This is a genomic window from Acidipila rosea (genome assembly GCF_004339725.1).
Lineage (GTDB): Bacteria > Acidobacteriota > Terriglobia > Terriglobales > Acidobacteriaceae > Acidipila > Acidipila rosea.
In genome coordinates this window covers 1,062,816-1,074,622 of the sequence record NZ_SMGK01000001.1, presented here as the reverse complement: position 1 = coordinate 1,074,622, position 11,807 = coordinate 1,062,816, and the positions used below count along the sequence as shown (strand labels likewise).

At 58.1% G+C, this 11,807-nt stretch carries 7 protein-coding genes; 6 read left to right on the top strand and 1 reads right to left on the bottom strand.

The window, feature by feature from the left end; genetic code table 11:
* The first annotated feature begins 67 nt into the window (after positions 1-67).
* The 6 genes from C7378_RS04370 (at position 68) to C7378_RS04345 (ending at position 10,991) form a co-directional block, all read left to right on the top strand.
* Positions 68-2,704 carry a CHAT domain-containing protein gene (locus tag C7378_RS04370; protein WP_131992181.1) on the top strand — a complete coding sequence of 879 codons (2,637 nt, stop codon included), beginning with the start codon at positions 68-70 and terminating at the stop codon, positions 2,702-2,704.
* Positions 2,701-4,008 carry a S41 family peptidase gene (locus C7378_RS04365; protein WP_131992178.1) on the top strand — a complete coding sequence of 436 codons (1,308 nt, stop codon included), beginning with the start codon at positions 2,701-2,703 and terminating at the stop codon, positions 4,006-4,008. The genes C7378_RS04370 and C7378_RS04365 overlap by 4 nt, the downstream gene beginning before the upstream one ends.
* Before the next feature lie 907 nt (positions 4,009-4,915).
* Positions 4,916-6,010, top strand: coding sequence for an efflux RND transporter periplasmic adaptor subunit (locus C7378_RS04360; protein ID WP_131992175.1), 1,095 nt, complete (start codon positions 4,916-4,918; stop codon positions 6,008-6,010).
* 5 nt (positions 6,011-6,015) lie between these two features.
* On the top strand, positions 6,016-9,072 hold the full coding sequence (locus C7378_RS04355; RefSeq protein WP_131992172.1) for an efflux RND transporter permease subunit: 3,057 nt from the start codon (positions 6,016-6,018) through the stop codon (positions 9,070-9,072).
* A complete protein-coding gene (locus C7378_RS04350; RefSeq protein WP_131992169.1) occupies positions 9,069-10,412 on the top strand; it encodes a TolC family protein in 1,344 nt (447 codons plus the stop codon). The genes C7378_RS04355 and C7378_RS04350 overlap by 4 nt, the downstream gene beginning before the upstream one ends.
* A gap of 75 nt (positions 10,413-10,487) precedes the next feature.
* Positions 10,488-10,991 carry a DUF2127 domain-containing protein gene (locus C7378_RS04345; protein WP_131992166.1) on the top strand — a complete coding sequence of 168 codons (504 nt, stop codon included), beginning with the start codon at positions 10,488-10,490 and terminating at the stop codon, positions 10,989-10,991.
* Between the two features lie 184 nt (positions 10,992-11,175).
* Here C7378_RS04345 and C7378_RS17635 read toward each other — a convergent pair whose 3' ends face one another.
* Positions 11,176-11,352, bottom strand: coding sequence for a hypothetical protein (locus C7378_RS17635; protein WP_165876649.1), 177 nt, complete (start codon positions 11,350-11,352; stop codon positions 11,176-11,178).
* Positions 11,353-11,807: the final 455 nt, after the last annotated feature.

Here is an 11,807-nt window from a genome sequence, read left to right as displayed (position 1 = left end):
CGAATCTACGAATATTTGAACTGTTCGACACAATCTGGCATCATTGACCCCAAGTGAACGGGGTATTATGCGAATTGCCTCCTCCCCTGCCGTTCGCGTCACTGCCGGTTTGCTCGTTGCCGCTGCTCTGGGCGGGGTTGGATATCGTATTGTCCACCGCAGAGATCCAGATTCTCCAGAGTTGCTGCTGAAGCGAGCCGATGAGATGTCGTGGCTCAATAGCTGGATTGCGGCGGCTCCCATTTATCGTCAAGCAGAATTGCAGTTCCTGCAGGAGCACAATCTCTCGAAGGCTCTGTATGCGCGCGTCAGTCAGGTGCCGGCACAGAGCGAATCTTCCACGACGATTCCGAGCCAGATTGCGGTTTTGCGCCACGATCTGATTTTGCTGGAGGCGCATGATCCGGAGACGCGGCTTCGCATCCTGACGATTCTCGGAATGCTCGAAGTGAACTACGACTCCGGTATGGCGCGCCAGACCTGGGCCGAGGTCGAAGCTCTGGCGGTACGGCAGCATCATTATCTGCTCGCGTCTCGCGCGATTGGAGAACAAGGGATTGCCGCATTCCTGCTCGGCGATATCGCAACCGCAAAAAAGGACGTGGTGAAGGCATGGATGGTTGCAAAGGTCGCCGACCCAGCCGCGCAGATTCGATATGCCAGCATGTATGGCGCTGGTCTGGTGGAATTGCACAAATACAAAGAGGCCCTTGGACCGCTCAATGAGGCGATCAAGGTAGCCGCGAAGACGCACGGAGCGGCGTATCCCACCATCGCGACCACCGCCAAGATCGAAGCGCTGAGCGGTATCGGCGACAACAAGCAAGCACTGGCACTCGCCGCAGAAGAAATGCAGAAGGTATCCGCCTATCATCTTGCCGGACACCTCTATGAGCTTTACCAGACACGGGCCGACGTTGATGAGCGAATGGGCGACTGGAGTCAGGCGATCTCCGACCTCGAACAGTCAGCCACCAATGCAAAGAAGCTCTCGTACTGGCGTGGATTGACGCAGGTGGACGGGCTTTTGGCACAAGCCTATCTCCATCAGGGAGATTTGCAATCTGCATTGACGGCAATCAACCAAGCCATCGACGCCAACCGGAACATTCCGGATGAGCTGTACTTTATGCCCAGGAATCTTGCCATCAAAGCGGAGATCATGGAGAGGCTTGGGAACGTCAAGGCGTCCAATGATCTTTATGACAAAAGCGAGGACCTGCTGGATGCGCTATTGAGTAAGGCTCCAACCCCAATGGTCGAGCGGCAGTTGCTCAGTGACCTAAGCATGGTCTATGCGGGATATTTTGCATCGCTCACCGATCAGGGCCAGATGACAGATGCGTTCCGCGCCATCGAGCGTGCGCGCGGGCGTGTGGAGGTGCAGGCTCTTGCCCACCGCGAGGTGGTCGCACCGGGCGAGCAGGACGCCGGGGAGGCCCGCCTTACGAAGCTAGATGTCCAGCTACTCAACACCAACGATCCAGAGGCGAGAAGCAATATCCTCGCAGCCATTTACACCACGGAACAGCAACTCACCGGGGGAGCATCGGCGATGGACGTACCGCCCACGCCTGTCCCGCTCTACGAATTGCAGCACGACCTGCGACCGTCGGAACTCCTCATCGAGTATGTGCTTGCCGATCCGCACTCCTATGCGCTCGCCATTACACAATGCGCGGTTCATCGCTACACTCTGCCGCCGAAGACAGAACTGGAGCAGGAGGCGACGCTGTATCGATCCGAACTCATTCAGCAAAAGACCGACCTACCACTGGCTCAGTCTCTGTTCAACGGACTGCTTGGTGGCATGCCGGAGTTCAAAGAAACGCAGGCGCTGATTGTGGTTCCTGACGGGAAACTGCATCTTCTTCCGTTCTCCGCGCTGGCAAATACCGGGCAGTTCGTCCTCGCTTCTCATCTGGTTTCAGTGGTGCCATCAGGAACCGTGCTCGATATGCTAAGACACCGCGCCGACCAGACGATGAGAGACGACCTGCCGTATCTGGGCGTGGCTGCCTGGACATCCAAGCCGCCCTCGACAACTTTGATTGCTGCCATTCGCAGGACGGTGTCCGGGCCGGAGCGGCAGGAATTGGTTGCTCTGCCTGAAAGCCGGAATGAAGTAGAGACCATCGCCACCGATCTTCCCAAACCCGGCACCATCCTGCTGGGCGATCACGCCACCGAGACGGACTTCAAGCGTCTGCCGCTCAACCAATACAACGTTATCCACCTTGCTCTGCACGGATATGCCGATTCCGAATTCCCGGACCGCTCGGCTCTTGTCTTCGCGCCGGAGTCTCCGCCTTTGGATGACGGACTTCTCCAGGTGCGCGAAATTCGGCGACTGCCTTTGAATGCCAGCCTGGTAACGCTGTCGGCCTGCAATACCGGCGTCGGGCCGGTGGGCGAAGAAGGCGTTGCGAATATCGTCAACGCCTTCATCGAAGCGGGAGCGCAGAGCGTCGTCTCCACGTTTTGGGAGGTGGAAGATCGTGCTACCGCGCAGCTCATGATGGACTTCTACCAGCACCTTAGCCATAACGAAGGAAAGGCCGAGGCCCTGCGGCGAGCACAGCTCGATATGCTGCACTCCGGCGTGCCGCCATACTACTGGGCCGGATTCGAGCTGGTAGGCGAGCCGAGCGGCAGCCTCTTCCATAGGTCGAGGACGGAAACTCCGGTCAGGAGCAATCAATGACGACGAATTCGGCCTTAAAGACCGCCGTGCCCATTCAACTCTCCGCAAAGGACCGGCATGTCATTCTCGAAAATGTGCTCCATGCTTTGCAGAAACGGTTCTATTCGCCGGAGAAATTGAAAGAAGACTGGCGGATGGCGGTGGAGCGCCACAGACCTCTCATTGAAGGGTCGGTAACAACGGACACCTTTGAGCAGGCAGTGAGTGATCTGTTGACGGAATTGCACACTTCCCACCTGGGTTTTTTTCACCGCAGCGCGCGCAGAGCGTCCAGCCGCGCCGCGCTCAGTGCGACTTATCTTGCCGATGACACGCCCTATGGGAAGCGCTGGATCTTTCAGGATGTCCACTCCGGTGGGGCTGCGAACATTGCCGGCATCGCGCCCGGAGATATCCTGCTTGGCGTCGATGGCCGGGAGATCACTCCGCCTGAGCATCCCATTTTTGTCATGGGCAAGCAGACCAGCATTGAAATCGTCGGCAATGACGAGCAGCGACGCACCACGTCCGTCGATGTAGCTCGTCCGAAAGGCAAGAAGCTCCACTTCATTCAACCAACGCTCGTTGAGACCCGCCACATGGGCGGTGGACTGGGATATCTGAAGGTTGCAATGTTTCCCGGCATGGTGGGCGTCGAAGTGGCAAATCAAATCTCCGATGCGATAGAAAAACTGGGCGCGATCGAGCGCCTGATAATCGACCTGCGCGGGAATACGGGCGGTGGAATCGGCGCGCTGCGCGTCATGAGCCTGCTGACTCCGGAGAAAATCCCGGTGGGCTTTGCACTGGACAGGCGGCGAGTCACAAAGAACCTTGAATCGGCAAAGCTCACCTTTCCCCGATTCTCACGTATACCCGCATCCACCAAGGCCCTCTGGCCGCTTGCTCTAAAATTTGCACCCGCGATGCTGGCCAAAAAGCCGATCGTGCTTCAGTCTGAAGGGCTGGGCAAAAAGCCGTTTCATGGACGGGTCGTTCTGCTTGTCAACCGACACACTGCGAGCGCCGCCGAAATGATCGTCGCGTTCGCGCGCGAAAACCAACTCGCCACGATCATTGGTGAGAAGACCGCCGGACGGCTTCTCTCCGCGACCTCCGTCAAAGTCGGCAAGGGCTTTCGATTGGCGCTGCCCACCGGAGCCTATTACACGTGGGAAGGAACGGTTCTGGAAGGAGATCCTATCGTTCCCGATCAGATGGTTGAGTTTGACTGGCGTGATCGACGGGGCGGACGCGATCAACAGCTTGAGCACGCAATTAACCATATTCGCAGCGTGGCTGTTATGAAGTCCATGCATCAATGAGTGCCTCGGCGGAGATAAGCGGCCAATGTCTTTGCCAGATGGCAATGATGAATCGCCAGATGCAGCGCGGCTGACAGAGGTGGTTTATTATTCTTCAGCTGAATTTTTCTTACTGCAAGCCCGCCAGCCAGAGCATGTTCCCGTTCAGCGCGGCTCCGTGCTGTCAGCGCAGGATTCATGCGGCCTCGGGACAAGCAGGTTCACAAATTTGGCGCTGACGGACACACAGTCAGAAGTGGAACCGATTGGCCGCTTATGGCGATTTCCCATCATTCCGGTAAACTCCAGTCGATCTGGGCGTTTCCCGGTACCGATGCGAATCGTACCCGTTGATTTGTAGGCGAGTCCGCCGAATAGCCTGATCTCACTCCTGGCGACCACACGCTCCGACCTCGGGGAACTTGGAAATTCAAACCCCGATATATTATTCTTTGACTCAGCAATGGGCGATGGCCGCACCTTACGAAGTGATGCACCGGACAGACCTTCCTGGGTCCAGAGGATCATTGCGTGCCTGCTGCTTACTCTCGCGGTCACGGTCATCGTGAATCCGCTATGGGAATGCCATGATCACCTCGACAGTCTCAGGCATCTCGGCCCCCATGGCATTCTGGTGATCATGCTTATGGTTGCTTGTGCAGGACTCTCACTCTTGAAGTCCCTGCGCTGGCTCTGGCTCAGCATGGTGTGCTCGGTGCTGCAACCATCGCAGACGATCGTCCTTGGCCTGGTTGTATCTCAGAAGCCCCTCTGTGCCCTGACCTCCGAGTTGCCCCTGCCACTCAGAATTTAGCCATCCTTAGTACCCCTGTGTCTGATTGCGGTCTCTATCCGCTGTGCACGGTCGTTCTTACGTGCCCGGATGCTTGCGCGACACATTGATTCGCATTGCGACAGGTGCTGAAGGATGACAACCAACATTCCATTCCATTGCAGTATGCGGCGGCCATCAGCCCTCGGCTCGTTGCTCAGAAGCATACCGGCAGCAGCGGCGGTTGCGTTGATTACTGCTGCTACGGCTGCTGCCGGTCAGGCACCCGATGCGGACGCCGTTGCCGTGCAGCTTCACGCTGTCACCCCTCACCTGGTTGCATATGCTCAGGTCGAGCCCATCGGTCTCCTGCCGTTAGACGCTGCGGAAACCGGCGTAGTTAAGGGGCTAAAGGTTCTCCCCGGTGTGCATGTCCGCACCGGAGAAGAATTGGCTCGGCTGAGCGGCCCCGGCATACAAACCTTGCTAATGCAGGGGGAGGCCGATGTTCGCAGCGCCCGGTCTCAGCTCGATGCCACTCAGAAGTCGCTGGCCATCGAACGCCAACAACTGCCTTCTCACCTCAGCACCCGGCAGGCAGTCCATCAGGCTGAAGCGGCTGAAGCTCAGGCGCAAACGGCTTTGGATAACGCGCAATCCAGGCTTAGTGCGGTGCGTCAGTTGATGACGTTGTCGGCGCCGGACGACGGTATTGTGCTTGCGCTCAACAGCGCAGACGGCCAATTGGTAACCGCCGGCCAGACGATTCTCACATTGCAGCCGACCAACCGCTTATGGCTCAGGGCGGTCTACTACGGTGCCGACCTAACGGCGATCCGAGTTGGTATGACGGGCCGATTTGCGCCGACAGATGGAGGCAAACCGATTCCTGTCCGAGTCAGTTCGGTTCCCGGAACGCTCGCGGCCGGCGGCGGCGAATCCGTCGCCTTGCTTCCTCTCCAGGCCAGAACCACATGGCTCAGCGGCGAGGCCGGCACGGTCACCCTTGACATGCCGTCGCGCCGGCTAATCGCCGTTCCGACGCGAGCGCTCATTCTGAATCAGGGCAAATGGTGGGTGATGGTCCACACCGCCAAGGGAGATCGTCCCCAAGCAGTCGTGCCGGGTCCGACCGAAGGCTGGGAGACCTTTCTCGAGAGCGGGCTTGCGCCGGGCATGAAGGTCGTCGTCAATAATGCCTACCTGCTCTTTCACTCAGGTATTTCCGAACAGTACCAGATTCCGGACTGATACCCGTGGAAGAGAAAAACACATTCCGCCGTTTGCTGATGCAGCCTTTGCTGTGGATCCTTATCTATAGCTCTCTGGTTCTCTACGGGCTGTATGCCTTCTGGAAAATTCCAGTCGAAGTCCTGCCACGGTTCAACTTTCCGGAGATCAGCATCATCACGCACCAGGCCGGATCGACCGCCTCGGAACTGGAATCGCAGATCACCTGGCCGATTGAAGGCGAGGTGATGTCCCTGCCCAATCTGGTGGATGTGCGCTCCAGCATGGGGAATGGGACCGTCGAGACCGATATTCGCTTCCGCGAAGGCACCGACCCGCAGCAAGACCTGATGGCGGTCAATGGTGCCATTGATCGCGCGCACGCGGAAATTCCAGCTTCCGCGAATCCATTCGCTGAGATCATGGGCACCGGGATCAACGAAGTGGCGGACTACAGCCTGGAGATTCCCGCCGAAGACGCCCCGGCAAATGTCCAGCGAACGGTCCTCGCGAATATCGTTCCTGCCCTTCGCGCGCTGCCCGGCGTTTATCGGGTTGAGGTATATGGAGCAGGACAGGAGGCACTGTGGGTCCAGCCGGACCTTGCGGCGATGTACAGGTACGGAGTCTCCATCACTTCCTTACTCAGTACGCTTCAGCAGCAGGTTGTCCTTGATCCTGGCGGCTATGTGACGCAGGGACATCAGGACCTCTTTATCGAGATTCGCAGTCTGCCGACCCATATTCGGGAACTGGAACAGATTCCGGTGACCGGCCCCAACGGGCCAATTCATTTGCACAATCTGGCGCGGATCGTCCGGGCGCCCATACCCACTCTGAACGCCGCGTTACTGGATCGCCGTCCCAGTGTCGCGCTGGTTGTCTTTAAACAGCCCGGTGCATCCACGATACCTGTAGACCAGAGTGTGCAAAGAACGCTGTCTGAAAACCTGAAGCAATTGCCGGCCGGCGTAAAGTGGATCAGCATCTACGATCAGGGGCATCTGGTTCACAGCGTCGGAGCAGACCTGGGAAGGAATCTGCTCATTGGCGGCGTGCTCGCCATCGCGGTCCTAGTCTGGGTTCTCGGCGGCGGGCGAGGGATCTGGATTCTGGCGCTCAGTATTCCTTTGTCCGTGCTGCTCGGCATCGCCGGCTTGTATGCAACCGGCCAGAGCCTCAACCTGATGACCCTGGGCGCTCTGACGATCGCGGTCGGATTGCTGAGCGACGACGGGATTATCGTGCTCGAGAGCATCTACCACCGCTGGGAACAGGGAGACGAACACTGGCCCGGGATCGCGCGCGGCCTGCGGGACATTGTGGGCCCCGATATTACCGGAACGCTCACCACCGTGTCTGTGTTCGTTCCTTTGCTCTTTGTCGGCGGTCTCGCCGGACTCTTCTTTATTCCCTTTGCGTTGGCGATGGCGCTCTCGCTTCTTGCATCGCTGCTGATTTCGATCAGTCTGATTCCTCTGAGCCTGGGCTTTCTCAAGGCGAAAGCTCGTACCGTTCCAACCACCGCGGGCAAGGCACTCGATTCTCTGCGAAGACAGAATGAACGGCTCTTCCAGGTGGTTGCGCGATTTCCCAAACTCAGTCTGGCCACATGTGCCGTTTTGCTGGTGCTGAGTCTGGCTGGGCTGCTTCTGGTGCCAATCAATTTCCTGCCGCTGCCCAACGAAGGGGTGTTGCTCGAAAGCTTCACTCTCCCGCCCGGCAGTTCCATGCTGGAAACGGAGAGCGCGGTCATGAGCATGACACGGCGCATGCAGGCTGACCCGGCCGTAGATCACGTATTTGTTCGCATCGGCTCACCCTCGACAGGAATTTATACCGAGCCGGCCTACGCCGGGGAAATTCAGATCACTCTCAAGCCTGACGTGAACATGAATAGCCTCGACAGCATCAGTAACAGGCTCCTGAAGGAAAGTCATACCGGTGGCATCCAGTTGTCCATCGATACACCCACCATCGAGCGTGTCGGCGAAAGCCTTTCCGGCCTTCCGCAGCCCTTTGTTATCGATGTCTTCGGAAGCAGCGTCGATGAATTGCGCAACCTCAGCGAGCAGATTGTTCGGCGGCTCCGGCCAATCCATGCGCTCACCGGCATCTTCAACAATGACGGATATCTGATCACCGAATTGCAAATCACACCAAGAGCGGACGCGCTTGCTGCACGGCACATGACGCCGGCGCAACTCTATGCGCAGACTACTCCGTTGCTGAACGGAGAAGTAGTGGCTGAGGTACCGGAGGGTAACGTTCCACTCGCGCTCTACCTTCGACTTGCCGACGCTCCCGATCGATCCATCGCCGCGCTCGAACGATTACCGATTCGCACCGACGCGTGGACTGCGCTGGGGCAACTGGCCGACATCCGGATGGTTCCCACACCGAATCAGATCCGCCACATTCATGGGGCACGATCGCTCGAGATTCTCGCCACGCCGACAGGCCCACTGGGAAGCACAATTTCATCGGCCCGCAAGGCGCTCGCAGCTTTGCATATGCCGCCCGGATATCGATTCGCCTTCGGCGGCCTGTATCCGCAACTGGAGAGCGCGGCGCTCGGCCTGGGAGCGGCGGCCATCGCAGCCTTTGTGCTGATGGTTGCCATTATGATCCTGCAGTTCGACGGACTGCTGGCGCCGGGATTGCTGCTGCTGCAAATCCCGCTCGCGTTCACCGGCGGGGCCGTCGCTCTGCTGGTCAGCGGTGTTGGACTGAACGCGATCGGCCTGATCGCCTTTCTGACTCTGGTGGGAATTGGCCTCAATCACGGTATCGTCTTGCTCTATCGCACGCGCCGAAACGAAGCGGAAGGGATGCCGCCGGAGGAAGCCGTCCGGGAAGCCATCCATGTGCGTTTCCGTCCCATCGCGCTGACGACTCTGACCGCCATTCTGGGCATGTTGCCCACTGCTCTGGGCTGGGGACAGGGAGCGGCCCCCGAGCAAGGCCTGGCCGCCGTGATCCTCGGCGGCATCCTGTGGAGCGCCATGCTCAGCACCAATCTTCTTCCGGCACTCTACCTGCACATGCGGCGCAAGCAAATCGCGAAGGAGAGTCGGGCATGAAAAGATCGTTTTGTCCCCATTGGCGCGAGCTCGCGGCATGCCTTCTCGGTCTGATGCTGTCGGGTTGCGCTAGCTATCGTCCACACCCCTTGCCGACAGCACCCAATCTCGCGAGTGCTCCAGAGCTGACAGTACCCTCACGCCAGTTCTTCCTGCCCGGACTTCCACCGCACCCCATTTCGCCGAGCGGTTTGGACGAGACAACCGTTGTCATGCTCGCGGTCTTCAACAATCCCGACTTGAAGGCCGCACGTCTGCAAGCTGGCGTCGCCAGCGCCCAATTGCTGGAAGCTGGATTATTGCCAGACCCGCAATTCGGTGCCGGCTATGCGACCTCCGCGCTGAACTACGGAGGCGCTATCAGCCTGACCCAGGATATTCAAGCCATGATTACGCGTGGTGCGGCCAAGGCGGCAGCGCGAGCAGCGCAAAAGCAGGTGAATCTGAATATCCTGTGGCAGGAGATCCAGGTCGCCGAGAGAGCACGGGAGTTGTTCATCCAGGTTCGCTCTAACAAACAGCTTCAGGATGTTGTGCAGGCAAACCAGGTTTTACTTCTGGATCGGTACCGCCGCGACCAAGCCGCGATGGAGCGTGGGGATGAAACTGCGGGTATTACTTCCGCGGACCTGATCCTGGTCACTGATGCGGATGCCACTCTCCGGCAGCTCCAAACCGAAGTCAACCTTACAGAGCATCAACTCAACGAGCTGCTTGGACTCCAGCCCGATGTCCAGCTTCACCTGGTCGGTCCAACTCATCTCCCGCCATTGACAAAGGGCCAGTTCGATGAGGCGCTCGCAGCGCTCTCTCACAAACGTACCGATCTGCTGGCGCTTGCGGCCGGATACCACAGTCAGGAAGAAAACCTGCGAAAGGCGATTCTCGCTCAATTTCCATCGCTCACCGCGGGCGTAAACTTGGAACGCGATCCCATCGAGGGCGTGAATGCCTTTGGACCGGAGGTTACGCTCACGCTGCCTATTTTCAATCGCAATCGAGGTCAGATTGCCATTCAGCAAGCTACTCGCGAGGCACTTAGGGAAACCTATCAGGCGCAACTGGACGCCGCGGCGAGCCAGGCCGACCAAGTCTGGAAGGCAACCCGAATCATGGCGGCGCAACTGCAGGACCTCGACGCGCAGTTGCCCGTCCTGGCGAAGACGGCCGCAGCGGCCGAACGAAGCTATCGACAAAACAATCTGAACGCAGGTCTTTATGTGAGCGTGCAATCCGATCTCCTGTCGAAGCAGGCGGAAGCAATTCACCTGCGCACCTCGCTCGACAACGCGCAGTCTGCATTGAGAACCCTGTTGGGCCTGCCGTTCGCGGCCCCATGAGGTCCCGCCGCGCGATCGGCCTCATCGCAGGGACTTCGATTCACGGCATCATGCAACGTTCGGAATGCGGAGTACATGAGACAGCTTCCAACCTATCTTCGAGAGCTTCTGTTCCGCGTCAGCGTCTGGCTGAAGGGGTTCGACGCTGCCCTGGAGATTGTTGACGGCATTGGTCTATGGGTGGTCAGGCCGGGATGGATCGTTCGCATGATCGGCCTGCTGACGCAGGACGAGATCGCCGAAGATCCTCACGATTTCGTTGCCAATCATCTTAGCCATGCTGCGAGTCATTTCTCGCTCGCCAGCGAACATTTCATGGCCATCTACCTGCTTGGGCACGGCATCGTCAAAATTCTCGTCGTGGTTGCGCTGCTGAGGAACAAACTTTGGGCTTACCCGGTTGCCATCCTTGTTTTCGGAGGATTTGTCGTGTATCAAATCTATCGCTTCGCCTTGACTGGAAGTGTCGGTCTGATTGCTCTCTCCGTTATCGACCTGATTGTGATCTGGTTTATATGGCTGGAGTATCGAGCCGTGAAGTCATCCACGAGTTCACACCCTGCAACTCGATCCTGCTGATCCGATATTGCAGATTCATCGTTGAGGTGGAAAACGTCGATCAACGTCTCAATTTTGCGTTCTTTGCGAGGTAAGATGGACCGGATCTCGGAAAACAGGCGGGGTGCATACGAGAATCCCGGCATCCCGCCTGCACCCGATAGATTGGGTATACTCATGCGCCTATTTTGTCTTCTTGCAGGATTCACGCTCTTCGCCCCAAGTATTTGGCAAACGCCAGTCCCGTAGGAGCGCCCAACGGCATCAGCCAATAGGCATCTTTGGCGCGCATGTACAGCGGGCTGGTGAAGATGCCTTTGTCGTCCTCGCCAAGGTCCTGAACGCAGCGAACAATGTGCGTGATGCCGCACATTGGTGCCATTCTGGATAGCAACACTCGGCGCACTGGTGACATACTTGCGGCAGATGCGTAAGGCCTGGACGCATCCTGGGCCGACGCAATGCGTTCAAAACGCCTGTAAATTTGGATTGGAGTACAGCGGCGGGACAGGTGCTTGCGCGTGAGGACTACTTCTCGGATTCGCAGTTCTTATTTCCTTGTCGTCCGGTTTTGCTGGGTGCCCTCTGCTAGGGATCGACGCGCCCGGAAACGCAAGCTCAATTCTGCAATCCCTCGGCCGACGCCTCGAATGCGAAATTCAAAGACAAGAGGAACATGGACATGCCCTATGCACTGATCAATGGTTCTCCTCTACGAGGCTGCGAGCGGGAAGTGCCACGGAACGTTGCGGGCTGACGGTCCGGGGGCTCAAATGAGGGTAACAGGACAGTGGGCTCATCGATGTCCCATATCTCATAATCTATCAACGAAAATGC